The 26,377-nt window shown below is 46.4% G+C and carries 25 protein-coding genes; 15 read left to right on the top strand and 10 right to left on the bottom strand.

Annotated features, from left to right (window positions below; translation table 11 throughout):
- Positions 1 to 176 precede the first annotated feature (176 nt).
- The gene (locus R7E42_RS20420) at positions 177 to 1,187 is read right to left on the bottom strand and encodes a putative 2-aminoethylphosphonate ABC transporter substrate-binding protein (protein WP_005384363.1); all 1,011 of its coding nucleotides are present in this window, start codon (positions 1,185 to 1,187) and stop codon (positions 177 to 179) included.
- A 266-nt stretch (positions 1,188 to 1,453) separates the two neighbouring features.
- Here R7E42_RS20420 and phnW point away from each other — a divergent pair, with 266 nt between their 5' ends.
- From phnW to phnX, 3 genes are all read left to right on the top strand, one after another.
- Positions 1,454 to 2,557 carry a 2-aminoethylphosphonate--pyruvate transaminase gene (gene phnW, locus R7E42_RS20425; RefSeq protein ID WP_213963619.1) on the top strand — a complete coding sequence of 368 codons (1,104 nt, stop codon included), beginning with the start codon at positions 1,454 to 1,456 and terminating at the stop codon, positions 2,555 to 2,557.
- Between the two features lie 26 nt (positions 2,558 to 2,583).
- The gene (locus R7E42_RS20430; RefSeq protein ID WP_258457516.1) at positions 2,584 to 3,963 is read left to right on the top strand and encodes an aspartate aminotransferase family protein; all 1,380 of its coding nucleotides are present in this window, start codon (positions 2,584 to 2,586) and stop codon (positions 3,961 to 3,963) included.
- A 79-nt stretch (positions 3,964 to 4,042) separates the two neighbouring features.
- Positions 4,043 to 4,858: a phosphonoacetaldehyde hydrolase gene (phnX, locus tag R7E42_RS20435; RefSeq protein WP_077263423.1), complete on the top strand. Its 816-nt coding sequence runs from the start codon at positions 4,043 to 4,045 to the stop codon at positions 4,856 to 4,858.
- 84 nt (positions 4,859 to 4,942) lie between these two features.
- Here phnX and R7E42_RS20440 read toward each other — a convergent pair whose 3' ends face one another.
- On the bottom strand, positions 4,943 to 5,971 hold the full coding sequence (locus R7E42_RS20440) for a LacI family DNA-binding transcriptional regulator (RefSeq protein ID WP_005442357.1): 1,029 nt from the start codon (positions 5,969 to 5,971) through the stop codon (positions 4,943 to 4,945).
- Positions 5,972 to 6,219: 248 nt separating this feature from the next.
- Here R7E42_RS20440 and R7E42_RS20445 point away from each other — a divergent pair, with 248 nt between their 5' ends.
- Genes R7E42_RS20445 through R7E42_RS20455 form a run of 3 tightly spaced genes read left to right on the top strand, consistent with a single transcriptional unit; the run spans position 6,220 to position 8,275 of the window.
- Positions 6,220 to 6,663, top strand: coding sequence for a PTS sugar transporter subunit IIA (locus R7E42_RS20445; protein ID WP_138939772.1), 444 nt, complete (start codon positions 6,220 to 6,222; stop codon positions 6,661 to 6,663).
- 58 nt (positions 6,664 to 6,721) lie between these two features.
- Entirely contained in the window at positions 6,722 to 7,009 is a 288-nt protein-coding gene (locus R7E42_RS20450; RefSeq protein WP_005374080.1) for a PTS sugar transporter subunit IIB, read from the top strand.
- A 9-nt stretch (positions 7,010 to 7,018) separates the two neighbouring features.
- Entirely contained in the window at positions 7,019 to 8,275 is a 1,257-nt protein-coding gene (locus tag R7E42_RS20455; protein ID WP_138939774.1) for a PTS ascorbate transporter subunit IIC, read from the top strand.
- Positions 8,276 to 8,493: 218 nt separating this feature from the next.
- Here the strand turns inward: R7E42_RS20455 and R7E42_RS20460 are convergent, their stop codons facing one another.
- Complete coding sequence (locus tag R7E42_RS20460) at positions 8,494 to 8,856, bottom strand: hypothetical protein (protein WP_005384348.1); 363 nt, start codon at positions 8,854 to 8,856, stop codon at positions 8,494 to 8,496.
- Between the two features lie 9 nt (positions 8,857 to 8,865).
- A complete protein-coding gene (locus R7E42_RS20465; protein WP_053307150.1) occupies positions 8,866 to 10,896 on the bottom strand; it encodes a S8 family serine peptidase in 2,031 nt (676 codons plus the stop codon).
- Between the two features lie 466 nt (positions 10,897 to 11,362).
- Between R7E42_RS20465 and R7E42_RS20470 the strand changes: the two genes are divergently transcribed.
- Complete coding sequence (locus R7E42_RS20470) at positions 11,363 to 12,619, top strand: SGNH/GDSL hydrolase family protein (RefSeq protein WP_212734047.1); 1,257 nt, start codon at positions 11,363 to 11,365, stop codon at positions 12,617 to 12,619.
- 155 nt (positions 12,620 to 12,774) lie between these two features.
- Here the strand turns inward: R7E42_RS20470 and R7E42_RS20475 are convergent, their stop codons facing one another.
- On the bottom strand, positions 12,775 to 13,374 hold the full coding sequence (locus R7E42_RS20475) for a TetR/AcrR family transcriptional regulator (protein WP_054728629.1): 600 nt from the start codon (positions 13,372 to 13,374) through the stop codon (positions 12,775 to 12,777).
- A gap of 111 nt (positions 13,375 to 13,485) precedes the next feature.
- Here R7E42_RS20475 and R7E42_RS20480 point away from each other — a divergent pair, with 111 nt between their 5' ends.
- Positions 13,486 to 14,028 carry a carboxymuconolactone decarboxylase family protein gene (locus R7E42_RS20480; RefSeq protein WP_005374097.1) on the top strand — a complete coding sequence of 181 codons (543 nt, stop codon included), beginning with the start codon at positions 13,486 to 13,488 and terminating at the stop codon, positions 14,026 to 14,028.
- A gap of 96 nt (positions 14,029 to 14,124) precedes the next feature.
- On the opposite strand, the gene R7E42_RS20485 is transcribed toward R7E42_RS20480, so the two are convergent.
- From R7E42_RS20485 to R7E42_RS20495, 3 genes are read right to left on the bottom strand one after another with little or no spacing between them, the layout of a single operon-like run.
- Positions 14,125 to 15,501: an efflux transporter outer membrane subunit gene (locus R7E42_RS20485; RefSeq protein WP_318072955.1), complete on the bottom strand. Its 1,377-nt coding sequence runs from the start codon at positions 15,499 to 15,501 to the stop codon at positions 14,125 to 14,127.
- 14 nt (positions 15,502 to 15,515) lie between these two features.
- Positions 15,516 to 17,480 carry a MacB family efflux pump subunit gene (locus tag R7E42_RS20490; RefSeq protein ID WP_318072957.1) on the bottom strand — a complete coding sequence of 655 codons (1,965 nt, stop codon included), beginning with the start codon at positions 17,478 to 17,480 and terminating at the stop codon, positions 15,516 to 15,518.
- Position 17,481: 1 nt separating this feature from the next.
- Complete coding sequence (locus R7E42_RS20495; RefSeq protein ID WP_053349367.1) at positions 17,482 to 18,657, bottom strand: efflux RND transporter periplasmic adaptor subunit; 1,176 nt, start codon at positions 18,655 to 18,657, stop codon at positions 17,482 to 17,484.
- A 771-nt stretch (positions 18,658 to 19,428) separates the two neighbouring features.
- Between R7E42_RS20495 and R7E42_RS20500 the strand changes: the two genes are divergently transcribed.
- The 4 genes from R7E42_RS20500 to R7E42_RS20515 all read left to right on the top strand — a co-directional run bounded on the left by R7E42_RS20500 (position 19,429) and on the right by R7E42_RS20515 (position 22,656).
- A complete protein-coding gene (locus R7E42_RS20500; protein ID WP_318072958.1) occupies positions 19,429 to 20,772 on the top strand; it encodes an OmpP1/FadL family transporter in 1,344 nt (447 codons plus the stop codon).
- Between the two features lie 78 nt (positions 20,773 to 20,850).
- Entirely contained in the window at positions 20,851 to 21,570 is a 720-nt protein-coding gene (locus R7E42_RS20505; RefSeq protein ID WP_318072959.1) for a carbonic anhydrase family protein, read from the top strand.
- Positions 21,571 to 21,649: 79 nt separating this feature from the next.
- Positions 21,650 to 22,201 carry a YtfJ family protein gene (locus tag R7E42_RS20510; RefSeq protein ID WP_262688903.1) on the top strand — a complete coding sequence of 184 codons (552 nt, stop codon included), beginning with the start codon at positions 21,650 to 21,652 and terminating at the stop codon, positions 22,199 to 22,201.
- Between the two features lie 20 nt (positions 22,202 to 22,221).
- The gene (locus R7E42_RS20515) at positions 22,222 to 22,656 is read left to right on the top strand and encodes a hypothetical protein (RefSeq protein ID WP_005480927.1); all 435 of its coding nucleotides are present in this window, start codon (positions 22,222 to 22,224) and stop codon (positions 22,654 to 22,656) included.
- A 79-nt stretch (positions 22,657 to 22,735) separates the two neighbouring features.
- Here R7E42_RS20515 and R7E42_RS20520 read toward each other — a convergent pair whose 3' ends face one another.
- Complete coding sequence (locus tag R7E42_RS20520; RefSeq protein WP_020834877.1) at positions 22,736 to 23,275, bottom strand: NUDIX domain-containing protein; 540 nt, start codon at positions 23,273 to 23,275, stop codon at positions 22,736 to 22,738.
- 51 nt (positions 23,276 to 23,326) lie between these two features.
- Positions 23,327 to 24,001, bottom strand: a complete 675-nt coding sequence (gene yjjG / locus R7E42_RS20525; RefSeq protein ID WP_005374109.1) for a pyrimidine 5'-nucleotidase — start codon at positions 23,999 to 24,001, stop codon at positions 23,327 to 23,329.
- 138 nt (positions 24,002 to 24,139) lie between these two features.
- On the opposite strand from yjjG, the gene R7E42_RS20530 reads away from it, so the two are divergent.
- From R7E42_RS20530 to R7E42_RS20540, 3 genes are all read left to right on the top strand, one after another.
- Positions 24,140 to 25,063: a LysR family transcriptional regulator gene (locus R7E42_RS20530; RefSeq protein ID WP_005374110.1), complete on the top strand. Its 924-nt coding sequence runs from the start codon at positions 24,140 to 24,142 to the stop codon at positions 25,061 to 25,063.
- A 115-nt stretch (positions 25,064 to 25,178) separates the two neighbouring features.
- Positions 25,179 to 25,493 (top strand): hypothetical protein, encoded by a 315-nt coding sequence (locus R7E42_RS20535; protein ID WP_005374111.1) that lies wholly within the window; start codon positions 25,179 to 25,181, stop codon positions 25,491 to 25,493.
- A 47-nt stretch (positions 25,494 to 25,540) separates the two neighbouring features.
- Entirely contained in the window at positions 25,541 to 26,227 is a 687-nt protein-coding gene (locus tag R7E42_RS20540; protein ID WP_005497912.1) for a helix-turn-helix transcriptional regulator, read from the top strand.
- Positions 26,228 to 26,377: the final 150 nt, after the last annotated feature.

Raw genomic sequence — 26,377 nt, forward strand, 5'->3', positions numbered from 1 at the left:
GAGAATGACGTGGTGAGTGTGGATAGAAGATCCCAACTTTCTTGAGTCCGTCATTCCAGCGAACCTAGGTGAGACTAGGAATCTACTTTCAGCAAACTCTGAAATAAAAGAGAAAACAAAATAAAAATCCACCTCAACCGAGGTGGATTTCAGCATTCAACTCAAAGCAAATTCAATTAAGATTTTGGCTCTGATTTCGCATCGAACTTCTCAGACCATGCTGCTAGAATCTCTGCACGCTTACTGCCCATTTGCGCGAAGTCCATCTTCGCCATGTTCTCTTGAACATTAGGGAAGTTAGACACAGTCGCTTTCACTTCTTTATGTGCAACCACCGGATACATTTCTACGTAAAGCTCGTTTGCTGCTTTAGAGATTGACCAGTCGACAACGCGCTTCGCTGCATCCGACTCTTTTACAAGACCAACGGCTTCTGATTCCCAGCCGATGCCTTTTGGTGTGATAACCGCTAGTGGCGCACCTTGTGTTTTCAGCTTCGCGCCGCGGCTCGCCATAGAAATACCGATAGCCACTTCACCCATACCCGCTTGAACACATGGCTTAGAGCCAGAGTGCGTGTAGTGTGCAATGTTCTTGTCTAAGTCACGCATGTAGTTCCATGCCTGATCTTCACCCATGTTTTGTAGCCAAGCAGAAACCTGCATGTAGCCAGTGCCTGAAGACGCTGGGTTCGGCATTGCAATGTGACCTTTGTAAACCGGCTTCGTTAGGTCTTCCCAAGACGTTGGTTTCGGTAGGTTAAGTTGTTTCGCTACCGCTTCGTTGAAACAAACTGCGTTAAAGAACGCATCGTTACCGAACCAAGCTTGGTTTGATTGAGGGTCGTTTAGGTTCGCGTGCAGCTCTTCCAAACCTTTTGGTGTGTAAGGCTTAAGAAGACCTTCATCTTTAAGCAGTGCCATTGACGAGCCAGCAAGACCCCAAACCACTTCCGCTTGAGGGTTGTTCTTTTCTGCCAGCAATTTCGCCGTCATGATACCGGTGGAATCGCGAACCCACTTAATCTTGATATCTGGGTTATCTTTCTCAAATGCAGACTTGTATTTCGCAAGAATGTCAGTTTCGAAAGCGGTGTAAACCGTGACTTCCTGTGCTGCCATTGCATTCGTAGCTAGCAGAGAGACAAGTGCAGCCAGCGATCCTTTCATCAAACGGTTTTTCATCATTTTCTCCAGTTAATTTGGCTAAGTTTTCATTTGGTCTGTACCAGTTGACGATATACACCCTACTGAGCCTTTGTGACGAAATCATGACCATTAAATGGCAGTTTTACGAAAATTTTCGATGAATAATCGTTCAATTGATCCGCCATTTTCTGGATATTAAAGTTTTATGAAATTGGATATTCGCCTATTTACTGCCCTTTTCTTCCTCGCTAGAGTGAACTTGAAATTTGGTGTAGACCAATTAGCCTATTCTGATGGAAATCGAGATGAAAAACGAATACCTACTACTGACTCCAGGTCCTCTATCTACTTCTGAAACAGTACGTGAAGCCATGCTAAAAGACTGGTGTACTTGGGATGATGAATACAACAAAGACATTGTAGAAGTGATCCGCACTAAGCTTGTAACACTAGCGACGGAGCAAGACGGCTACACCAGCGTACTAATGCAAGGTAGCGGCACCGCATCAGTAGAAGCGACGATTGGCAGCGCCATTGGCAAAGATGGAAAATTGTTGGTTGTCGACAACGGCGCTTACGGTGCGCGTATCGCTCAGATCGCTGATTACCTAAATATTCCATGCCATGTAGTTTCCCCAGGCGAAACATCACAGCCACACTTGAACGAGGTGGAAACTGCATTGGCATCGGATCCTACAATCACACACGTGGCGATTGTTCATTGCGAGACAACCACTGGCATGCTCAACCCAATTGAGGCATTTGCTTCTGCGGCAAAAGCACACGGTAAAGTCGTGATTCTCGATGCCATGTCGAGCTTTGGTGGCATTCCTATCGATATCGCAGAGCTAGGCATCGATTTTATGATCAGCTCTGCAAACAAATGTATTCAAGGCGTACCGGGTTTTGGCTTTGTGATTGCGAAACAAACTGAGCTAGAAAAGTGCCAAGGTCAGGCGCGTTCTTTGAGCCTTGATCTTTACGACCAGTGGCACTGTATGGAAGTGAACCACGGCAAATGGCGTTTCACGTCTCCAACGCACACAGTTCGCGCTTTCTACCAAGCCTTGTTAGAACTGGAACAAGAGGGCGGCATTGAAGCGCGTCATCACCGTTACCAAACTAACCAGAAAACACTGGTTGCAGGAATGCGTTCTCTGGGTTTCGAACCACTACTGAGTGATGACCTTCATTCGCCAATCATCACTTCTTTCTACTCTCCGACGCACAGTGATTACCAGTTCAAAGCGTTCTACACACGTTTGAAAGAGCAGGGCTTCGTGATCTATCCGGGTAAGGTATCGAACGCAGATTGCTTCCGCATCGGCAACATTGGTGAAGTTTACCCAGCAGATATCGAGCGCTTAATCGGTGCGATTGAAAAAGCAATGTATTGGCAAGTTGCGTAAAGCAGCCTTCTGATTGAGAGAGCGTTATGACTCAGAATATCAAACCGACCCATTTCCGCAGCGAAGGCGATGTCAACACAACACCAGCGCGCCAAGCTTGGAATGCATCGATGGACGACAAACGCACGCAAGCATTATTGAAGCGTGATTCAGAGGTCTTTCTTCATCAAGCTATGTCGACACCTTGCTTGGATACATTGGAAGCAGCAGAAGGCATCTATATCCAAGATGCTACCGGCAAAAAGTACATGGACTTCCATGGCAATAACGTCCATCAGCTGGGCTATGCTCACCCGCATGTGATTAAACGCGTGCAAGAGCAAATTGCCAAACTGCCGTTTTCACCACGTCGTTTTACCAACGAGACCGCAATTGAATGTGCCGAAAAGCTCACCCAAATCTGTGGCGGCGAATTGAACCGCGTGCTGTTTGCTCCGGGTGGCACATCTGCGGTTGGCATGGCACTTAAACTAGCGCGCCACATCACGGGCAACTACAAGGTGGTGTCTCTGTGGGATTCCTTCCACGGCGCATCGTTGGATGCCATCTCAGTGGGCGGCGAAGCGTGTTTCCGCCAAGGTATGGGACCATTAATGGCAGGTGTTGAGCGCATCCCACCAGCCGTATCTTACCGTGGTGCTTTCCCAGTCGCGGACGGCAGCGATGTGCATTACGCCGATTACCTCGAATACGTGATTGAGAAAGAAGGCGGCGTGGGCGCGTTTATCGCAGAAGCAGTTCGTAATACCGACGTACAAGTGCCGAGCAAAGCCTACTGGAAACGCATTCGAGAAATCTGTGACAAACACAATGTCATGTTGATCATCGACGACATTCCTAACGGCATGGGTCGCAGCGGTGAATGGTTTACCTACCAAGCCTACGACATCGAGCCAGATATGCTCTGCATCGGTAAAGGTTTGGGTGGTGGCTTAGTGCCTATTGCAGCCATGGTAACCAAAGACAAATACAACACCGCCGAGCAAATCTCAATGGGTCATTACACTCATGAGAAAAGCCCTATCGGTTGTGCTGCGGCACTGGCAACCATGGAAGCTATTGAGCAAGACGGCTTGCTAGATAAAGCCAAAGCTGACAGCCAGTTCATGCGTGAAAAGCTGCTAGAGATGAAAGCCAAATACCCAGTGATTGGTGATGTGCGTGGCATTGGCATGTTGTGGGGTATTGAACTGGTCACCGACCACGAAAGCAAAGCACGCGCGTATGACGAAGCGGAAGCTGTGTTGTACCAATGCCTCAACAATGGTGTGAGCTTCAAGGTGTCGCAAGGTAACGTGATTCAACTCAGCCCACCGCTGATTATCACTCGCGAACAGCTGACAGAAGCGTTGGCGATCTTCGAAGAAGCCATCGCCAAAGTGTGTAAAGACTTTAACTACTTCTAACCTCAACAAAAACCAATTTATCCAGAGCGCGGTTCCAACGTGTAGGCAGCGCTCTGGCAAGCAAGAAAAAGGATTGAACATGAGCAACTCACCAATTCAAGCAGTGATCTTTGACTGGGCTGGCACTATCGTCGATTTCGGCTCTTTTGCGCCAACCAGCATCTTTGTGGAAGCATTCAAACAAGGCTTTGATTTTGAAATCGACCTTGAAGAAGCGCGCGAACCAATGGGTCTTGGTAAGTGGGATCACATCCAAGCTGTGGGTCGTATTCCTGCAGTTGATAAGCGCTGGAATGAGAAGTTTGGTCGCTCAATGACCAGCGAAGACATCGATGCTATCTACGCAGCATTCATGCCGCTGCAAAAAGCAAAAGTGGCTGACCACGCAGAGCCAATCCTTAATGCGATTGAAGTTGTGAACAGCCTGAAAGACAAAGGCATCAAGATCGGTTCTTGTTCTGGTTACCCTCGCGAAGTGATGGACGTACTGATTCCAGTGGCAGCGGATTACGGCTACAAACCAGATTACGTGGTAGCAACGGATGACCTGCCGCAAGGTGGTCGCCCTGCACCATTTATGGCACTGAAAAACGTGATTGAGCTGAATGTTACCGACGTTAATGCGTGTATCAAAGTGGATGACGCCGCACCGGGCATCGATGAAGGTCACAACGCCGGTATGTGGACCGTTGGTTTGCTGCTTTCTGGTAACGAAGCAGGTCTAACGTTTGAAGAATACCAAGCCGCGGACGAAGCAACACTTAATGCCGCTCGTGAAAAAGCGCGTGCAAAATTGCTCAAGAGCTCGCCGCACTACCTCATCGACACCATTGCTGACTTCCCTGAAGTGGTTGCAGATATCGAACGTCGCCTAGCGGCAGGTGAGCGTCCTTAGTCGACAGTCACTATTCTCACGCATAAAAAACCTCTCAGCATCGAGAGGTTTTTTGTATCGCGTTTTGTCGCTAACCAAATTACATTAGTTGATCGCAGTACTCGCTCGGCGTTTTAGCTTAAAGCCCATATCCGTTGCATGCTCTACAGGCTCACCTTTAATGGCTTGCAGTAACTTGTCTGCGGCTTTCGTCCCCATGCGTTCGTAGTCGAATTCCGCACAGGTCAAACTTGGATAGGCGTGCTCACCCATAGAAGAGCCTTCCAAACAGATAATCGCAATGTCAGTCGGGACTTTCAGCACTCGGCGATGACACTCAAACAACGCGCCAATCGCAATCTCTTCATGGCTACATACCAGAGCATTCAAACTTGAATCGCGCAGCAATAACTTTGCCAACCCTTCCGCACCTAATTGTGAAGATGGCGCTTCGTGGGTGGTTAAGAAATGATCCGGTGCAAGGTAGTTCTCAATCATCGCGCTTTGCCAGCCGTGTAGCTTACGTTGCAAAGTGGAGTGATCCCCACGCGCACCAATGAAGCCCACGTTCTTGAAGCCTTGCTCAATCACATGCTTGGTACAGGCTTTACCCACCTCAAAATGGTCAACACCGATATTGAGGTAACTGGCTTTCGAACTTAACTCAGCAATTTCCAATACTGGCGTGTTCGAGGCTTCCAAAAGCTGATTAGTACGTTGGCTGTGTTCATTACCAAACAGCACGACTCCGGCTGGGCGGCTCTCAAGAAATGTCGAAAGCAGTTTCTCTTCTTGCTCTACCGAGTAGTCGCTGTAGCCAAGCAGTAACTGATAACCCGCTTTGTTCAACGCTTGTTGAAAGCTCGGTAAGAAAAGCGCGCACGCTTTTTCAAACAGGGAAGGAATGATAAGAGCGATGGAGTAACTTTCAGCAGACGCCAAAGCCCCTGCCGCTTTATTCGGGATATAGCCGAGCTCATCAACCACTTGTTGAATCTTTTCTCTCAGCTTGTCAGATACTAGCTCGGGTGTTCGTAATGCTCTCGACACCGTCATGGTGCCTACGCCGGCTTTTTTAGCGACGTCCGCCAAGGTGACATTGCCAGTACTTCTTCGTTTGCGAGGTTCGCTCATTGTTCTTATTTAGTGTTCTCTATTTTCTGCCGCGACATCTTACCACAGCGTTTTAGTGGTTTTGATATTAGCGCATTAGAAGTCGATCACAAGCATATGAAACTCGGATGACTGATAAAAATGGTAGCGCTATCACAGTTTATGATAGCGCTATCAGATAGCGCTACCATTTGTGATCATTCTCAGGTTTTTCTGACAAATTGATCGATAAAGTACCCATCAACAAAACAACAAACCGGAAAGATCCAATGCTACGTGAACTGATTACCTCTGATGTGATTCGCATCCATTCTGATGCTACTGACTGGAAAGATGCGGTGAGCAAATCCTGTGAAGCACTGATTGAAAATGGCGCGATTGATCCAAGCTACGTGGACGCTATTTACCGCTCACACGAAGAGCTCGGTCCTTACTACGTGGTAGGTCCTGGTATGGCAATGCCACACGCTCGCCCTGAAGATGGCGTTAACCGTTTGTCTCTTGCTATCACGGTGATTCAAAACGGCGTGAACTTCGATTCTGAAGGTAACGACCCAGTGAAAATGCTGGTTACGCTAGCCGCGACAGACAGTAACTCGCACGTGGATGCGATTTCTAAACTGGCTGAGTTGTTTATGAATGAAGAGCATGTAGAAGCCATCTGCTCCGCTCAAAACACACAAGATGTTCTTGCGATCATCGAAAAATACTAACTCCTGATGTGTCCTTCAAAATGGGCATACACCCCTATAAAAAGAAAAGGTCTGAATTATGAAAATTATGGTTGTTTGCGGTCACGGTCTTGGTACTAGCCTAATGATGGAAATGAGCATCAAAGGCATCGTGAAAGAATTGAATGTAAACGCAGAAGTGGATCATATCGATCTAGGTTCTGCAAAAGGTACGGATTGTGACATCTTCATCGGTACTAACGACATCGTTGAGCAGTTGAACGCACTGGGCGTTGAACCACGCATCGTTGCGCTTGATAACATGGTCGACAAAGTGGCAATGAAAGAGCGTCTATCTGTGGCACTTCAAGAGCTTGGCGCTCTATAAGGTGGCGTTATGGAATTTTTCAGTTTCTTAATGAACGATGTCCTATCAGAGCCGGCGGTTCTGGTAGGTCTTATCGCCCTAATCGGCTTAATTGCCCAGAAAAAACCGGTCACCGAGTGCATTAAAGGCACGGTAAAAACCATTCTTGGTTTCATCGTGCTTGGTGCAGGTGCAGGTCTGGTTGTAACTTCTCTGGGTGACTTTGCGACGATTTTCCAACACGCGTTCGGCATCACTGGCGTGGTTCCAAACAACGAAGCTATCGTCTCTATCGCGCAAGAAGCGTTTGGTAAAGAGATGGCGATGATCATGTTCTTCGGTATGTTAGTGAACATCTTGATCGCTCGCTTCACGCCATGGAAATTCATCTTCCTAACAGGTCACCACACGCTATTTATGTCGATGATGGTAGCGGCGATCCTTGCTTCTAGCGGCATGAAAGGTGTTCCACTGATCGCACTTGGCTCTCTGGTTGTGGGCTCTGTGATGGTGTTCTTCCCTGCGATTGTTCACAAGTACATGAAGCAAGTAACAGGTTCTGACGACGTTGCGATTGGTCACTTCTCTACCCTTTCTTACGTGCTAGCGGGCTTTATTGGCAGCAAGTTCGGTAACAAAGAACACTCTACTGAAGAGATGAACGTACCTAAGAGCTTGTTGTTCCTACGTGATACGCCAGTAGCAATCTCGTTCACCATGGGCATCATCTTTATGGTGACGTGTATCTTCGCTGGCGGTGACTTTGTACGCGAAGTTAGCGGTGGTAAGCACTGGTTCATGTTCGCGCTGATGCAATCCATCACATTCGCCGGTGGTGTGTACGTTATCCTTCAAGGTGTACGTATGGTTATCGCAGAAATCGTTCCGGCGTTTAAAGGCATCTCAGACAAACTAGTACCAAACGCGAAACCTGCGCTTGATTGTCCGGTTGTATTCCCATACGCACCAAACGCAGTATTGGTTGGCTTCCTATCGAGCTTTGCGGCGGGTCTTTTGGGTATGTTCCTACTTTACGTGATGGGGCTTACTGTGATTATCCCTGGTGTCGTTCCACACTTCTTTGTAGGTGCAGCGGCAGGTGTATTTGGTAACGCTACAGGTGGTCGTCGCGGTGCAATCTTGGGTGCTTTTGCACAAGGTCTACTGATTACCTTCCTACCAGTATTCCTAATGCCAGTACTGGGTGACCTAGGCTTTGCTAACACGACCTTTAGTGACGCAGACTTCGGCGCTGTTGGTATCCTACTGGGTCTGATTGTTCGCTAAGTAGTTAGTCTGAATATAACTAGCTGATAACTGACTTGATTGATGCGCGAATAGGCTCATCGGCATCAATCTTCAAGAATATCTCGTCATAGCAAACGACTGGCTTTAGAAGAAACCAGTCATAAAAAATAATCATAGAAAACAATCGTAGAAAGAAAACAAACGCCCCTCACGTGAGGGGCGTTTTTCTTTTTGGCACTATCTTAAGGAGGTTTGGCTTATTGAAGCGTATTTCCGTTAGATAGCAGCTTTCTTGTCGGCTCTTGCTCAGTGTATTCGACCGCATCGTGATCCGCGAGCTTATCGACTTCCGCCTGTTCACCCACCACAATCAACACATGTTGTTTCACCAGAGCATCGACCACTTCAATGTTGTGCTGACGAAGAAGCGCTCTCACTTCGCTCTCTTTTCCTTCATGATACTTAACAAAGTAACGTGCAGGTTGCTGCTCGGCTTGATCTTGGCGTTCATCCACGAGAGGAAATCCTTGATTGTTTGCCAAGCTGCTTGAGCTCAGTCCGATTGCCAATAGTGCGGTAGCGCCTACCGCAGACAAAGAAAGTAAGGTCAACTTCTTCATAGCCACTCCTTATTGAAAGGTCAGAGTCCAACTGTTGATGGTGCCTGTGTCTCTTCTGGCACTGTCCACCGCTTTTAGTTCCCATGTACCTTGCGATTCAAAGCCAGAAAAATCCGCTTGGAACGTGTTTTTTATATCGTTAGCGCTGCCGCCAGTATTATTGTGAAGTACAACTTCTCCACCAGTCGGTGACGTTAAAGTCACTCGTAGATCACCGATGTAAGTGTGGCTAATATCAACGTCAATACTTACTGTGCCTGAATCACCAGAGCGATCGACTTCTACTGCACTGATTGCGCCAGAAGATTTATTATCTGGAATCGCAACAGGGCTGGTATTTGAGAAGCTAGAGTCCGAAGAGCTACCACCATCAGGTCCATTACAGCCAGCGTCCAAGAACAGCTTCGCCGCTTCAGCATTAACTAGGCCGTGGCCAGTACGGTTGTCTCGACCAGCAACATCAATATCTGTTGCAGTTTTCACTAGGGCATTACGTACTTGCGCTGCGGTACAGGTTGGGTGGTAACTCCACACCAAGCCAGCTACGCCCGTTACGTGCGGTGTCGCCATTGATGTACCATTGTAGTACTCGTAATCTTCACCAGAGGTTGTTGCAACAGTAATTTCCTGACCAACATACCCCAACAGCTCTTGACCAAATGCACGATCAACCGTTACCGAAACCATACGATAAGCGTTGTTTGTGTCTACCAAGAAAGGGTTTTGTAAACCAGGTAGTTCAGAGTTGCTGTACACGATTGCAGCTCGCGCACCCGCATTGTAACAAGCCTGAACCGCATCTACTTCAGGGTAGTTTCCTGAAGACTGGTTGCCGATACGCTCAGTCAAACAAATTTTGCCCGACATATCACCACAGTTAACGTTACCGCCAGAGACATCACAGCTATCTAGCGTTGCCGTTACTGAACCCGCGATTGGATCCGGAACATACGAAGAACCGTTATTGATCAAACGATTGTGAGGAACAATCCCACGATCAAACTGACTGACACCATTCAAGGTAATATCAGAAAGTTTACCTTCACCTACCGTAACCGTTGATAAGATCGCCACACCCGGGCCTGAGATCTCAACTTGATTAGTAGATTGTGAGAACGCTGCATGATCATTTTGATTATCAACAGCCGCAACAGACATCACTGAGTCATAAGAAGCTGGATAGCTGTGCGCTGTATTGCCATCATTACCCGCAGCGGCGATCAATAGAACGCCTTGATCGTAAATATTTTGCAGTGCATTTTGCTCAGTTCGGCTTGATTGACTACCACCAAGGCTCATGTTCACAACGTTAGCACCATTATCGGCACAGGTCTGGATAGCTTTAACAAGCCCAGATGAGTAACCCCAACCCGATTCGTTAAATACTTTCACGATGTGCAAATTAACATTCTGGTTTGGCATCACACCCTTTACACCTTCGGTGTTGGCAATCGCAGCAATCGTACCCGCGACGTGAGTACCGTGGGCATTGTTGTTACCCGGATCACTCCATGATCCCGTACCACTATCGTTAGTACCAGCAACGCGGTTACCGCTTAGGTCGTTGTGCGAAATGTCGTACCCTGAATCGATAATACATACAGTGCGATTACCCGCATTGAAGTCAGCTAGCAGTTGAGCATTAACCGCTTCATATCCCCATGGGGTCGTTTCGCTGAGCAAATAGCGAGGTGGATCGACTTCCACGTATTCCACATCACTACGATTGCGAAGCGGCTCTAAGTCATCGCCATCCAATTCAACGCTGTAAATGGCGCGATTGCCTAGTTTTTCCACCTTACGTGCCTTCACCTGTTCTAGAACAGACTCCTGCGCGATTCGTGGCCCCCAGAATGAGTTACCACCCATTGAAGAACGGCTGACTGCATCTTCTTTGAATTTGACGATGTACTTCGTCGGTAACTTAGATTCATCAAATCCCATTGGTGGAGCCGCAAACGCTGACATCGAAGTGGTCAGTGCTATTGCTACGGCAGACAACGAAAATAAGCCTTGTTTTTTACTTGTTGTGTAGTGCATTTGCCCTATTCCTTATTTGAGCTAATTTTTATTCACTATATTCTCATGAAAAGTCATCACCATGATGTTTGCATGAGAGCTTCAGCTATAGTTTACAGAGCAAAAATGCCAAACAATTTGTTTCATGAATATACAAATTTGTACAAAAGATCATTCAATAAACACTTTAAGTTAACATTAAAAATCACCGACAAAACCTTATAAAGCAATTACTTAATTAACAAAAAGTGAATGTTAAATTAATGTTAGTGAGTAATTATTCTAAATATCACCCATTTAATCGATTGCTATGCTGAATGGATTTTTTGACCGTGGTGCCAAAACTGAAATATTGAATATTTAGTTGTTGACTGTCTTGAGCATTTACTCAGAATTAGAAGGTTTAGTGAGAAAAATTCTCATCTAAATACTGTTATAGCCGAGCGTATTCACGCATTCGGAACAATAACCATTACAAGAAGAGTGAATGATGAAAAAAACAATCACACTATTAACTGCATTACTTCCGCTTGCCTCCGCCATTGCAGAGGAGCCAACTTTATCACCAGCAATGGTTTCTGCGGCTGAAGTGGTTAGCGCGCAAGAAAATCAAACTTATACGTACGTTCGATGCTGGTATCGTACGAGCCACTCTAAGGACGATGCGGCTACCGATTGGAAATGGGCAAAAAACAAAGATGGTAGTGACTTCACTATCGATGGTTATTGGTGGAGCTCTGTTTCACTTAAAAACATGTTCTACACCAATACCTCACAAAACGTAATTCGCCAGCGTTGTGAAGAAACACTAGATCTAGCGAACGAGAACGCAGACATTACATTTTTTGCTGCCGACAATCGTTATTCTTATAACCACACGATCTGGAGCAATGATGCTGCAATGCAACCAGATCAGATAAACAAAGTAGTGGCTTTGGGCGATAGCTTGTCTGATACAGGCAACATCTTTAACGCGTCCCAATGGCGCTTCCCTAACCCGAATAGCTGGTTCTTGGGTCACTTCTCAAACGGTTTTGTTTGGACGGAATACGTTGCTAAAGCCAAAAACTTACCGCTATACAACTGGGCAGTTGGTGGCGCAGCAGGTGAAAACCAATACATCGCGCTAACTGGTGTCGGCGAACAAGTTTCTTCTTACTTAACCTACACAAAGCTGGCGAAGAACTACAACCCTGCTAACACATTGTTTACGTTAGAGTTTGGTTTAAATGATTTCATGAACTACAACCGTAGCGTGCCGGAAGTAAAAGCGGATTACGCTGAAGCTCTGATTCGTTTAACAGACGCTGGCGCGAAGAACTTCATGTTGATGACACTGCCAGATGCAACCAAAGCACCACAGTTCAAATACTCAACACAGGAAGAAATTGAAACGATTCGTGCGAAAGTATTGAAAATGAACGAGTTCATCAAAGCACAAGCGATGTACTACAAAGCCCAAGGCTACAACATCGCATTGTTTGATACACACGCACTGTTTGAGAAGTTAACCTCGGCACCAGAAGAACACGGTTTCGTAAATGCAAGCGACCCTTGCTTAGACATCAACCGTTCATCCTCTGTTGACTACATGTACACTCACTCATTACGTTCTGAATGTGCAGCATCTGGCGCAGATAAGTTCGTGTTCTGGGATGTGACTCACCCAACCACAGCAACGCATCGTTATGTGGCTGAAAAAATGTTAGAAAGCAGCAATAACTTAGAAGAGTTTCGCTTTTAATAAGCCGTTGTTGTTCATTGCAAGTTAATTTGCATAAAAATGACCACGAAGCATCGTGGTCATTTTTTATCGATATCGAACCCCGATAACGGTTTTATTTGAGCTCGCTTAGTTCAAGCCGTTGATTTAGGGACGTTGACTTTGAGCAGCCTCATTCAGCTTTCTGTTTTTGATACGTTACCGCGGAAGCTGTCCACCATAATAGAGATCAACGTCTTTAAGGTTACATCATCACTACGGTATGAGTAGGCTCGTATACCCGTAAACTGAACCTGGAACAACTGAGCAAGAAGCAATGTATCCTGAGCTTCAATTTCGCCATTCTCGATTGCTCGCTCAAACAGCTTTGCAAGAAAAGATTCAAATTGGTTTGCTAAGCTGTTTGTTTGATTGCGCAGCGCATTAAAATCCTCAGCAAATTCACTTGCTGATTTGACTAACATGCACACTTCACTGGGATTGGAGTCTCGCTGATTGATAACCACATCAATCGCGAAAGCTTCTATTGCATCTAGAACCGTTGTGTTCTGAGCTAAATGCAACTCAAACAGGGCTTGTAAGTTCGCAACGTACATTTTTAGCGCTTCACAATATAGCCCCTCTTTTGACCCAAACGTCGCATAAATACTTCCAGGACGCAGATTCACGCTATCTTGTAAATCACGTGTAGATGTTGCATGAAAACCTTTCTTCCAGAATAGATCCGAGGCGGCTTTCACCACTTCATCACGTTGGAATTTCTTTGTATTCGCCATGAGTAATTATCAATTTTGAACATATGCTCAATTTTATATTGAGCGACCGCTCAAAATCAACTATCCTGTTCTTGCCTAATCCGCTCATATCCAATTACAGGAGATTTAAACATGGCAGAATTTAAACTGTATACCGCAGAAAACGCACCCGAAGGATCAAAGCACCTGATTGAAAATTCAGTCAAAGCGTTTGGCATGCTACCAAATCTTCATGCTGTTATGGCTGAAGCGCCAACCTTGCTTGAGGGTTATCAAGTTGTGCATGAGCTCTTTCAACAAACATCATTTAACGCAGAAGAATTGACCGTCGTATGGCAAACCATCAACGTTGAACATGGTTGTCACTACTGCGTTCCTGCTCATAGTGCGATCGCGGCGTCAATGAAAGTGGATCAGGAGATTGTCGATGCTCTCGTCAACCAAACACCATTGGCAGACGAAAAACTTGAAACACTACGAGAGACAACGCTTCAAATGGTGCGCCAACGTGGTGTAGTTGAAGAGTCTCAGATAGAGAAATTCTTTGCGGCGGGTTACGGACAGCAGCAACTGCTTGAAATTGTTCTTGGTCTAGCGCAAAAAGTGATGAGTAACTACACCAATCACCTAGCTGACACCCCGGTTGATGCACCTTTCAAGAAGTTCGCCAAGTAACTTAAGCTTTTATTACTGGTCCCATTCATGGGACCAGTAATACCTTCAAAAAAGGCTTTGTTGCATGACGCTTCGCTAGTGTGCGCTGATCCCTAATTACAACGGCGCGACGTCGGTTCCTCCTAAAGACTGGTAAAGCGTAACCTGAGTGAGAAACTGGTTGTAGCGGTTTTCCAACAAAGAAGCTTGCGCGTTTCTGGTCTCTTCTTGGGCATTCAAATAGTCCATGATCGACGTCGAGCCATACTGATACCGCGCAGCATAAATGGACTCAGCGGCACTTGCGGCATCATATTGTTCTTGTAAACGCGCCGCCTGATACTTCAATTTTTCTCGTGCCGACAAGGCATTTTCGACATCTTGGAATGCGGCGTACAACACTTGGCGATAACTCACAATGGCCGATTGATAGTCTAAATCGGCAATGGCTTGGCTATTTTTCATCTCATTCCACTGCAAAAACGGTAGCGTCATATCCGCACCTAAGCTGCCAATCGGGTTGGAAAGCAGGTCTTTAAGCGCTTGTGATGATCCACCCAGAGCCCCAGTGAGCATCAGCTTGGGCAAGTAGTCCAAATCTGCTGCGTCTTTATTTGCTAGCGCGGCTTTGACTTCATAAATCGCTGCTTTAATGTCGGGTCTGCGGATCAATAAATCAGACGGAGCACCAACACTCAACGATGGCATATCGCCTTCAGGCAGCATTTGGATGGTTGCACTGATGCTCTTCGGCGGTTGATTGAACAAAATCGCAAAGGCGTTGTTTGCCTCAAGTAAACTCTGTTCAAATTCACTTTGCTGCGCTTGTAAGCTTGCCAACGTACGTTTGGCTTCAAGCACATCTAACTGATCCACAGCGCCAAGTTGGTACTGTTTTTCAATCAATTGTAGCGTTTGAGCTGCGTCTTCCACATTACGCTGACTGAGGTTTAAACGCTGTTTCAGATAGCCGATTTGCCAATATAACGATGCTGTCGTTGCCACCAAACTTTGTGCGGTCGCCTCGCGATCTTGTTGACTTGCCTTCGCCGTCCACTTGGCTTGGTCAACGTCCGCCGAGATTTTTCCCCACAAATCCAACTCGTAATTGACGGACAAGTTAGTGCTGTAGCTATCTGCCGATTCCCCGCTATCAAGAGATTTTTGAACTTGTCCTGATGTGGAAGAACTCAACGTAGGGAAAAGGTCATCTTGCGCTAAACCCAGCTGTAAACGCGCTTTCTTTAGCGTTAGCGTTGCCAGCGTCAAATCGTTGTTTTGAGCCAACACCTGAGTAATGTATTGATTAAGTGTTGGGTCGTTAAACGCCAACCACCAAGGATCCATACTGACATCACCCGCAACATGCATCTGTTGCCAATTTGCAGGCACTTGCACCGCAGGTGCTTGATAGTCACTACGCATAAGCGAACCACAACCTGACAACCACACTGCGCTTAAGGCAGCCGCGACCAATCGAGTTTTGAATTTCATTGTGTTACTCATTTTTAGTCTCTCGCTAGCGCTTCTATCGGATCGAGTTTGGCGGCATTGCGAGCGGGTAAAAAGCCGAAGGCGATGCCAATCAACGTTGAGCAAATAAATGCCCAGATGATCGAGTTCATCGAGTAAATCATTTGGAAGCTGCTACCAGATGTACTGAATGCAAAACCAATCAAAAACGCCAAGCCAATACCAGCAATGCCACCACACAAACACACTAGTACCGCTTCAATCAAAAACTGACGCAAAATATCCGCTTGCCGCGCACCCACAGCCATTCGCACACCGATCTCTTTCGTGCGCTCTGTCACCGACACCAACATGATGTTCATTACGCCAATTCCCCCGACAATTAGGGAGATCACCGCAATCGCTGAGATCAGTAACGTCATGGTTGCGGTGGTTTTCTCGATGCTCTGACGAATGGTGTCAGTGTTAATCGTGAAGAAATCTTCTGTACCGTGGCGCATTTTTAACAAGTTGATGATGCTCTGTTCTACCGCTACGCTTGGGGCGTTCTCATCAATCCGTACAGTAATGCCGTTGAGGTAGCGTTGTCCCATCATTCGTCCCGACATGGTGGTGTATGGCACCCAAATTTTCAGCGCGTCGCTGTTGCCAAACGCGTCTTCTTTTTTCTGCGTGACACCCACAATACGCACTGGCAATGAACCAAGAAAAATCACTTCACCAATCGGATTTCTATCCGCAAACATTTCCTTTCTGGTGTTGTCATCAATCACTGCTTCTTGGGCGAGTGAGTTCACGCTCTCTTCATCCCAAAACTGACCTTTGGCGATCTCATAACCGCGCACACGGAAATAATCTTCCCCAACCCCTTCCACAGACGCGGTTGCATCCTGATTGGCGTAACGCACGGTTAAGCTGTTGGATAAAGACGGCGTGACACTGTCGACAAAAGGTAGACTCTCCAACGATTTAGCATCGTCGGCGGTTAGCGTTTTCACTCGTCCGGAGCGGCGGTCACCAAACCCTTTGCCCGGCCTGACATCAATGGTGTTTGTTCCCATGGATGAAATATTCGACAAAATTTGCTGTTGTGAACCATTACCTAGTGCCACCACGGAAACCACCGAGGCTATACCAATAATGATGCCGAGCATGGTCAAAAACGTACGCATTCTGTGGCTAGACATCGCCAGCAGCGCCATTTTTAGCGCGTCAATAAAACTGTCCCACTTCCACCACTTACTGGCGGATTGCGCTGGGCGATGAAAAGATGCGCTCGGTGTCTTTGCTGCTTGCTCATTGATTACAACTTGTGCATTTAGCGTATCTGCAATGATTTCACCATCTTTGATTTCAATGATGCGATCCGCAAAGTTCGCCACGTTCATATCATGAGTCACTAAGATGATCGTATGCCCAAGTTGATGCAACTCTTTAAGCAGTGCCATCATCTCTTGCCCACTGTGACTGTCTAATGCGCCAGTGGGCTCATCGGCGAGAATCACCTCACCACCGTTCATCAGTGCACGAGCAACACTCACGCGCTGTTGCTGGCCACCACTCAGTTGGCTGGGCTTGTGGGTCAAACGATCTTCCAGCCCCAAGCGAGCCAACAGTGACTGCGCTCGCTCCGCTCTTTGACGATGAGGAACTCCCGCATAAACCGCAGGTACTTCCACATTTGCCACCGCGGTTAAATCCCCCAGCAGATGGTAACGCTGGAATATAAAGCCAAAATACTCGCGGCGCAGTTCCGCCAGTTGGTCGGATTCCAACGTCGAGACATCTTGCCCATTAATGAAGTATCGACCGCTGGACGGTTTATCCAAGCAGCCGAGCACATTCATCAGCGTCGATTTACCTGAGCCCGATGCACCCACGATCGCGACCATTTCACCGCGTTTTATCTCTAAATTAATGTGGTTCAACACGGTAAGCGACTCGTCGCCAGAGACAAAACGTCGAGTTAAATCCTCAACTTTTAAAAGCACGTCACTCATCTTAGAACCTCATTGGAGATCGACGACGATCACCTCGGCTTGATGATTCTCCGTCCATAGCATTGCCAAGAACAACTTGGTCGCCCTCCTTCAAACCTGAGAGAATTTCTGCGTTCACTTTGTTGTTAATACCCACTGTCACGGGCTTTTCCACCACTTGGCCCTGTTCAAGCACTGGCACGGTATAGTTGCCTTTGCCGCCAGATTTTTGCAGCACTTGTGAAGGGACAATCAAGGTATTTTCCGATTGCTCAAGGACAATCGAAACTTGCGCAGTCATGCCGATGCGCAAAATACCTTGCGGGTTCTTCACATCAAATACAGCGTTGTAGTAAATGGCGTCGCTATCTGAAATGCTCAAATCGCTGTCATCGCCATCCATGATGGTTGGCCCCGGCTCAATGGCGCGCAGTGTGCCTTTAAACTGCTGATTCGGTTTGCCTAAAATGGTGAACAGCGCCATTTGGCCTGGGTGAACAAAAATCACATCGGCTTCCGAAATTTCGGCTTTCACCGTCATCGTATCTAGCTTGGCTAACTCGATAATAGTTGGCGTGGTTTGATTGGCGTTTACGGTTTGTCCTTCTTCCACCGCGGTGTAGACCACCGTGCCATCCATCGGTGCGTTGATGGTGGTGTAACCGAGATCTAACTGCGCATTGTCGACGTTGATTTTGGCTTTCTCGATTTCGGCATCCAGTTGCGCTAACTCGGCTTTGTAGATGGCGAGCGTCGCTTCGGCATTCTCGTAATCAGCTCGTGAGCTCGCTTTCGCTGCCAACATGCCTTTTTGGCGCACGTATTCATAGTTTGCTTGTTTAATCTGCGCTTGCTTAGCCTGGTACTGAGCGTTGAGACTATTAAGAGACGCTTGGGCTTCTTTGAGGCTGTTTTGCTGAGTCAGGCTGTCAATCTGTGCAATCAAGTCCCCCTGTTTTATCTCATCCCCTAAGTTCACAGCGAGGCGTTGAATTTGCCCAGATACTTGCGCACCTACATTCACCAATTTGGACGCTTGCAACATGCCGTTAGCTAATACCGCCTTTTCGATATTGCCTTTGCGAACGACTTCTGTCGCGTAAGGAGAAATGGGTTCTGGACGTTGCAGATAATGATAACCACCAGCACCAATAGCAAGTAGGCCACACAAAACGAGCCATTTTTTATTGAGTTTCATAGCAGGAGTGAAGTAAATAATCGTTTTGATTTTATACTGCTATTTGTCTTAGCCGTACAGGGTACGAGACGTAAAGATAGGTAAATTAACGTCAAGAAACTGAATGAATAACTTCACTAACGTGAAAAATCAGAGATATTATAGTCACTTCAAAACTTTATTATTCAATACGTATAGCAAAGACCATTTTTAATATAGAAATTCAAGTTATAAGTATTATAAACAAAACTTTTAAATACCAACAAACCAGTAAAATCTAAACTTATTCAATATGCCATCCATTTAGATTTCATTATGGCCATTTTTAAATTGTTGAATTTCAAGAGGAGTTAAGTGACAAGTTAAATAAAAAATACCCACATAACACAGGTAAGACCGAGAGGAGTGTGTCATGTGGGTTTAAACGATAGTTCTCTTGCTGATTCGAACTACCAACGTTGGGATGCAATGGAAATACAAATGACTCAGAGTTTCCATCACGGACACTTTATCGCTGGATTTCCCTCTATTTGTTAGGGAACAGTCAGTACAATAAAAATAGAGAAGTAATACCGCAAAAATAAAAATAGAGGTTCAGGATTTAATTTACACGTAAAATAATTACTATATTCACGCCATGAAGCATTAATAAATTCAACAATAAATATTTATTAAGTTAAATTTACTTATTGTCAGCACACTGTTAGTTTTACTCTTAAATGCACTGGTCAGATTTGTTTGTTTTACTAATTTTCGTTGCAATACAACTTCTAATTAATTCATGAGAAAAACATGCAGCGACAATTCACTCTTTCACCGATTTATTTATTAATCGGGTTAGCCTCCTCGACGGCGTATGCCGGTGGTTTTCAAATTAACGAACATTCTGCGACGGGTCTTGGTCGTGCTTTTGCTGGTGATGCCGTCATTGGTGATAATGCATCTGTAGTCAGCCGCAACGCCGCAGCGATGACGCTGTTTAAACAAAATGCCTTATCGTTCGGTGTCACTTACGTCAAACCTGACGTTACCGTTAAAAATGCGCAATATCATCGAGCTAACATTAATGCAGATGTCAATGTTGGTATGGGCGGTTTTCCTCCGTCCCCTCAAGTTGACATTACCCCGTCATTCTCTCAAACCGTGACCGACATTGATGACGTCGATGGCGTTGGTCAACCAGCCGTTGTACCCAATTTTTACTTTATTCACCCTATCAACGACGACTGGTATCTAGGCTTATCGGCATATTCCAACTTCGGAACCGACATGGAGTTTAAACCAAACTATGGCGCACCTGTTTTTGGCGGTGTCACCAGCGTAGCGAGTGTCAACCTTGGCGCAAGCTTGGCATACAAGGTGAACGATCGTTTTAGTATCGGTGGTGGTATTGATGTGATTTACGGCTCTGGTGAGCTGTACCGCGATATGGACGTGGGTGTTTGCGTTGGTGGGAACATACTTGGAAACGAACTAGAACAACGCTGTGGATCCGTAAAAGGCAACGCACTTGATGTGGAAGCTGGCGGCATTGGGCTTGGCGCGAACATTGGCATGATGTACGAGTTTAACGAACGTCATCGCTTAGGTTTAAGCTACAAGCACAGCCCTAACATTGATGCCAAGGGTGACATCCACTTTGCTGGCGAATCGTACGACTCGCTTGCTATGCCGCTACCGGATATTGCGGAGTTTTCCGGTTATCACCGCGTCTTACCTAAATTTGCCCTGCACTATTCTGTGCAGTGGATTGGTTGGTCAGCATTTGACAGCTTGAAAGCTGATGATCAGTTGCTAAAAGATTTTCAGTGGCAAGACTCCGCGCACTACTCCATCGGTGCGACTTGGTACGCCAATGAACGTTGGACACTACGCACGGGTTACATGTTCGACAAAACACCTGTCGATGAGCTGACTTCGCTTTCTATCCCAGATTCGAACCGTCACTGGTTATCTGCGGGGGCCTCTTACCAATGGTCATCAGATACCACGGTTGACATCGGCATGACGTACTTGATTGGTGAAGATGTCAACGTAGAAGAGTACGCGTATGAAGGTGTTCCTGCACCGATGGTGACGGGCGTTACCCATTCAAATGCGTTTCTAATTGGTACCCAGCTCAGCCACCGTTTCTAATTTGTCAGGCAGTGATCAGACCTCTAGGTCATTGCCTTGTAACAACGCTTATCAAGGCGACCGAACAGAGACATTATTATGAACAAAACACTACTTGCTTTTTCACTCTCACTTCTCACTCTAAGCGCGGCTCAGGCTTCTGAATGGGGCTATGGCAATGACAAACACGGGCCAGAGCACTGGGGAGAAATCGCCAAAGACTGCGCAACCACGAAAAACCAAAGCCCAATCAACATCGACAACCCAGCCGATGCAAAACTGGAAGCACTGAACCTTTCGTACACTGGTCAGGTCATTGGTTTAACCAACAATGGTCATACGCTGCAAGCGCAAGTGAACAGACGTAACAGCTTCACCATCGATGGCGAGACGTTCGAGCTGCAACAGTTCCATTTCCACACACCTTCAGAAAACCAAATCAAAGGCCGCCAATATCCACTTGAAGCGCACTTTGTGCACGCCAACGCAGATGGCGAGTTGGCGGTAATTTCGGTGATGTTTGATGCTGGCGATCAAAACGCAGCACTGTCTAAACTGATCAACGCAATCCCACAAGAGAATCAAACCACTTTCTTTAAAGATACGTTTGAGATTAAAGACTTACTGCCAAAAACTGCAAACTACTATCGATTTAACGGCTCTTTAACCACACCGCCATGTTCAGAAGGTGTGCGCTGGTTTGTGCTTAAAGACACTCAAACCTTATCCAAAGATCAAGCCGCGAAACTGATGGAAGTCATGGGACAAAACAATCGTCCGCTGCAACCGCTAAATGCGCGCGTTGTACTTTCTAACTAATCGCCACATTCGATAAGGGGCATCGTATTTGCCCCTTATTTTGATTCGCTCTAACCTCACTTCGTTACAGGAACCCCCAATGAAAACTCCATCTGTTCTGTCACTCTTACTCGCACTCGCCCCGACATTCGCCTTCTCTCATAACCTTTCTGTCGGTCAAACCACCCCTTCCGTCAGCATTGATACCTATGGCGAAATGACGCAGCAAGGAGACGATGTGGCTTATCAACCTTGGGCAACTCAGCAGATGTTAGGCAAAGTCCGTGTGATACAAGCCATTGCAGGTCGTAGTAAAGCCAAAGAGATGAACGCGCCGCTGATGTCAGCAATCACTGCCGCTCACTTTCCTGAAGATCAGTATCAGACCACAACCGTGATCAACCAAGAAGACGCCATTTGGGGAACCGGTACACTTGTTAAATCGTCGGCAGAGGACAGCAAAAAGACATTCTCTTGGTCTTCCATGGTGTTAGACAAAAATGGCGTATTAGCAACAACTTGGGATCTACAGCAAGAAAGTTCTGCGATTATCGTACAAAATAAACAAGGCGAAGTTTTATTCGTGAAAGAAGGGGCTTTAACTCAAGACGAAGTCACACACGTCATCGAACTGATTAAACAGAATATCTAAACCTAAGGTAAGGAAAAGCTATGAAACTGTTCAACACCATCGCACTCTGTCTTTTAGCGGCTGTGGCCTCTTTCCAATCGGTTGCTGGAGACAACGATTGGGACAAGATTGCAGATAAAACCGTCAGTTTTAAATCAGAAACCGACACAGTCAATCCACTGTCACCATTTGCTAACGCTCGTTTCAGCCACATCAAAATCAAATGTACGCAAGGTACGGTCGATCTGAAAAGCGTTAAAGTAATCATGAAAGATGGTCAGGAAAAGACGTTCGACAGTTTAGGTGTTCTGACTAAAGGCATGTCATCAAGAAGCTTAAGCCTACCAACAAAAGATAACGCGAAGTTAGACAAAATCGAGTTGAACTATGAATCGGTTGGCAGCACTGCGCTGCAAGTCGCGGGGGTGACCAAAAAAGCGCAAGTGGAAATCTTAGGTAAGAAAATCGACGAGTAAGCAATGGCTCAACGAGCTCACCCAAACTAAAAACAGCGGCACTAGGCCGCTGTTTTCATTAAAAAATCGTCATGAATAACTAAATGAATTTCTTCAGCTTCGCCAAACCATAAGCGGCGATGGTGACACAATCTTTGATCGTGCCGTCGATCATCATCTGTTCGAACTCCTCAACAGAAAAAGCGCGAGTGATCAAATCCTCTTCTTCACTGTCGAGTTGATTGCCCACGTCCGTTAAATCACTGGCGAAGTAGACGTGACATGTCTGATTCAAAAAGCCGTATGCGATAAACTGCGCGCCGACATACGCCATAGCGCTCGCCTGCATGCCCGTTTCTTCACGCAGCTCGCCTTTGGCAAGCTCAAGATGATCCGCATCTGGGTTTGATTCCCACGCCCCTTGTGGGATCTCCCAACAACGTTGACCTACGGTGTAACGGTACTGCTGAACCAAGTGAATCATCCCGTTATCGATAGCCAGAATCGCAGCACAATCAGGTTTGTCGACCACACCATAGATGCCCTCTGCGCCGCTCGGACGTAAAATTTTGTCCTCACGCACCGTCATCCACTTATTCTGGTAAACGACTTTGCTGTCTAGCTGTTTGATATCTGACATGATTATTCCTTGATTTTTCTGAGGGTTACTGCGGAATAATACCCGATTCGGTTACGCCACCAAAATGTTCTTTAGTTCACTCAAAGACTCAACGGTGTAATTTGGTGCGATACGCTCATCGACGCTTGCGCCTGTGGTATTTAACCAGCAAGTTTCAATACCAAAATTATTACCACCCAGAATATCGGAATGCAGGTTGTCACCCACCATCAGTACGCGCGTTTTGCATGGGTTGCCCATTTGCTGCATCGCGTATTCAAAAATACCTAAGTCCGGTTTTGCTACGCCCACTTGTTCAGAGATCACCACTTTATCGAAGTACTCAGTCATCCCTGTGCGCTCAAGGCGAATTGCTTGCAACTCTGTAAAACCGTTGGTGATGATGCCCATTTTGGCTTTGCCTTGCAGCGCTTCCATCAGCTCTTTTGCACCTGGCAACAAGCTGCAAATATCGGCCATTGCTTCTAAAAATGCGCTGTTGAGATCTGCTGTTGTGGTATTCAGCTTCTCAGCCCACTCGGTAAAACGCTTATGTTTTAGCTCATCTGCCGTTACTTTGCCGTCTTGGTAATCCACCCAAAGCGGTTTGTTTACGGTTTGGTAATGAGCAAAATCTTGTTCAGTAAAATCTACGCCTTTGCGAGAAAACATAAGCTGCAAACCTTTGAAAGCATCAAAGTGGAATAAGGTTTCGTCAGCGTCAAACAGGATCCAATCGTACTTCATTTTCTTCTTCCCAAAATCAAGGTCGTAATACTGGTGCATAGTCTAGATTGTTTTCTTCTTGAAGATAATCTCTATAATTGGAAATTAATTGTATCCTTGTGCTCAACAATAAATGCTTCACGATAATAGGAGATTGATGTGAACGCGATTGCCTCCCTGCCCGTTTTTGTTGCTGTTGTCGAATGCGGCAGCTTTTCCCTTGCGGCCAAACAGCTGAATCTGACGAAATCGGCGATCAGCAAACGCATCAACCAACTAGAAGACGATTTGGGCATTCGTCTCCTTAACCGAACCACGCGTAAGCTGAGCCTGACCGAAGCGGGAGAACGCTATTTTGAGTACGCCTCTCAAGCGCTCAACCTAGCCCAACAAGGCGTGGACGCGGTATCGGAGCTGCAAGGCTCTCCACAAGGTCGGCTCAAAATTACCGTGCCGATGTCTTTCGGTGTGCTGCATATCGCGCCTTTGATCAGCGAGTTTCTCGCTCGTTACCCGAAAATTGAAGTGGATTTAAACCTCGAAGACAAAATGGTCGATTTGGTTAAAGACGGTTTTGATTTGGGGATCCGTATTGGTGAACTCACCTCTTCCAATCTAATCGCAAAACGTCTCGCCCCTTGTAAAAGTGTGCTTTGTGCCTCACCAGATTACTTAGAGGAGTTTGGAACACCACAAAAACCAAGTGATTTAGTTGGTCACAACTGCCTGCGCTACTCCTATTTCCGTGGCGGCGTCGAGTGGATGTTCATCAACAATGGCAGCGAATACAAAGTGCTTCCAAAAGGAAACTTTATCGTCAATAACAGCGAAGCTATTCGCCAGTTGCTGTTAAGAGGTTCGGGCATTGCTCAACTGCCGACGTTTATTGCAGGAAGAGACTTTGCCGCAGGAAATCTAAAACCGGTGATGGAAGAGTATTCTCTACCAGAACACGCCATTTATGCGGTTTTTCCTGAGCGCAAGCACATGCCGTTGAAAGTAAGAGCCTTTATCGATTTTATCAGCGAAAAACTCGGCACAGATTTACCTTACTGGGATCGTTACAACAGCCCAGAAAAATAACCATATTGATGATAAGTGAGTGAGATTTCACTACTGACATGTTCTGACATTCCATCCGCGTAACCTTATTTGGAACTCAACAGGCAATCCGCCAAAACCAATAAGGAATCACAATATGGAAACCGTTATCGAAACTGTGCAATTTCGTCTAACCGCAGGCACAACAGAGCAAGACGTGATCGCTGCTGCCAAACAGTCACAAACGTTTGTGAAGAATCTGCCGGGCTTTTTGTATCGCTCACTCAGTCACGAAGCGACTGACGGTGTGTGGACAGACACCATTTACTGGCGTTCAATGGATGATGCAAAACAGGCGGGAAAACAGATTAAGCAAGCCGTTGAATTTCAGCCTCTGTTATCAATGATTGACTGCGAAAGCTTCGAGCTTAAACATCACAACTTAAAAATGTGCAGTGAGCTAGAGAAGTAATCAGCCACACTACCACTAACAACCAGTAGGTCTAGATAAGGAACATCATGAGCAAATCAGAACGACTGTTTGAGCTACTGACGCTTCTGCGCGCAAAGCGTTACGCCGTGACAGCGAAAGAGCTCGCAGAAAGAATGGAAGTTAGCGAACGTACGATTTATCGCGATATTCAGTCGTTGCTTAGTTCTGGTGTTCCGATTCAAGGTGAAGCAGGTGTTGGCTACCTGTTGCAAGCTGGCTCTCATCTGCCGCCTTTGATGTTCTCAGAAAAAGAGATGATGGCGCTTGAACTGGGTATGCGGATGGTTCGAGCCTGGTCGGATGCCGAACTCGCCGAAGCGTCTCACTCTGCGTCCACCAAAATACTTTCGGTATTGCCCGATAAGCTCAAACAACAAGTGGAAGATTGTCCGCTGATTGTGCCCGATTATCACACCCAATCCGAGACTGCCAAACGAGGGCAGCTTCTGCGCCACGCGATTGATCATCAGTTTAAGGTCAGTTTGGATTACCAAGATGAAAGCGGACAGGTGACCGAGAGAAAAATCCAACCGTTAGGCCAGTTCTTTTGGGGCAAAGTCTGGACGCTGGTCGCCTGGTGCGAATTGCGCGATGACTACCGCCAGTTCCGCCTCGACCGTATCCAAGCACTGCGTATGCACGATGAAGAGTTTCAGAGTGCGGAAACCAAATCTCTCAAACATTATATTGCGCAGTATGAATCGAAAGATTGAGTGTTCTTCATCCTTCCATCACAAGGATTCTAAATTGCTCTGCTCAATGCGAGATATTTGGAAAGGCACATTTAGTTAAACTAATGTTTCATTTTTAACAGATGCGCAACCAACCTAAGATCGTTAACTTAAGTAGCACGTCAACCACAC

It is taken from the genome of Vibrio sp. Vb1337 (assembly GCF_033338715.1).
GTDB lineage: Bacteria > Pseudomonadota > Gammaproteobacteria > Enterobacterales > Vibrionaceae > Vibrio > Vibrio alginolyticus.

Coding starts and splice junctions, on each gene's coding strand:
- R7E42_RS20420 (WP_005384363.1), bottom strand. CDS start 1,187: ATGATGAAAAACCGTTTGATGAAAGGATCGCTGGCTGCACTTGTCTCT.
- phnW (WP_213963619.1), top strand. CDS start 1,454: ATGAAAAACGAATACCTACTACTGACTCCAGGTCCTCTATCTACTTCT.
- R7E42_RS20430 (WP_258457516.1), top strand. CDS start 2,584: ATGACTCAGAATATCAAACCGACCCATTTCCGCAGCGAAGGCGATGTC.
- phnX (WP_077263423.1), top strand. CDS start 4,043: ATGAGCAACTCACCAATTCAAGCAGTGATCTTTGACTGGGCTGGCACT.
- R7E42_RS20440 (WP_005442357.1), bottom strand. CDS start 5,971: ATGAGCGAACCTCGCAAACGAAGAAGTACTGGCAATGTCACCTTGGCG.
- R7E42_RS20445 (WP_138939772.1), top strand. CDS start 6,220: ATGCTACGTGAACTGATTACCTCTGATGTGATTCGCATCCATTCTGAT.
- R7E42_RS20450 (WP_005374080.1), top strand. CDS start 6,722: ATGAAAATTATGGTTGTTTGCGGTCACGGTCTTGGTACTAGCCTAATG.
- R7E42_RS20455 (WP_138939774.1), top strand. CDS start 7,019: ATGGAATTTTTCAGTTTCTTAATGAACGATGTCCTATCAGAGCCGGCG.
- R7E42_RS20460 (WP_005384348.1), bottom strand. CDS start 8,856: ATGAAGAAGTTGACCTTACTTTCTTTGTCTGCGGTAGGCGCTACCGCA.
- R7E42_RS20465 (WP_053307150.1), bottom strand. CDS start 10,896: ATGCACTACACAACAAGTAAAAAACAAGGCTTATTTTCGTTGTCTGCC.
- R7E42_RS20470 (WP_212734047.1), top strand. CDS start 11,363: ATGATGAAAAAAACAATCACACTATTAACTGCATTACTTCCGCTTGCC.
- R7E42_RS20475 (WP_054728629.1), bottom strand. CDS start 13,374: ATGGCGAATACAAAGAAATTCCAACGTGATGAAGTGGTGAAAGCCGCC.
- R7E42_RS20480 (WP_005374097.1), top strand. CDS start 13,486: ATGGCAGAATTTAAACTGTATACCGCAGAAAACGCACCCGAAGGATCA.
- R7E42_RS20485 (WP_318072955.1), bottom strand. CDS start 15,501: ATGAAATTCAAAACTCGATTGGTCGCGGCTGCCTTAAGCGCAGTGTGG.
- R7E42_RS20490 (WP_318072957.1), bottom strand. CDS start 17,480: ATGAGTGACGTGCTTTTAAAAGTTGAGGATTTAACTCGACGTTTTGTC.
- R7E42_RS20495 (WP_053349367.1), bottom strand. CDS start 18,657: ATGAAACTCAATAAAAAATGGCTCGTTTTGTGTGGCCTACTTGCTATT.
- R7E42_RS20500 (WP_318072958.1), top strand. CDS start 19,429: ATGCAGCGACAATTCACTCTTTCACCGATTTATTTATTAATCGGGTTA.
- R7E42_RS20505 (WP_318072959.1), top strand. CDS start 20,851: ATGAACAAAACACTACTTGCTTTTTCACTCTCACTTCTCACTCTAAGC.
- R7E42_RS20510 (WP_262688903.1), top strand. CDS start 21,650: ATGAAAACTCCATCTGTTCTGTCACTCTTACTCGCACTCGCCCCGACA.
- R7E42_RS20515 (WP_005480927.1), top strand. CDS start 22,222: ATGAAACTGTTCAACACCATCGCACTCTGTCTTTTAGCGGCTGTGGCC.
- R7E42_RS20520 (WP_020834877.1), bottom strand. CDS start 23,275: ATGTCAGATATCAAACAGCTAGACAGCAAAGTCGTTTACCAGAATAAG.
- yjjG (WP_005374109.1), bottom strand. CDS start 24,001: ATGAAGTACGATTGGATCCTGTTTGACGCTGACGAAACCTTATTCCAC.
- R7E42_RS20535 (WP_005374111.1), top strand. CDS start 25,179: ATGGAAACCGTTATCGAAACTGTGCAATTTCGTCTAACCGCAGGCACA.
- R7E42_RS20540 (WP_005497912.1), top strand. CDS start 25,541: ATGAGCAAATCAGAACGACTGTTTGAGCTACTGACGCTTCTGCGCGCA.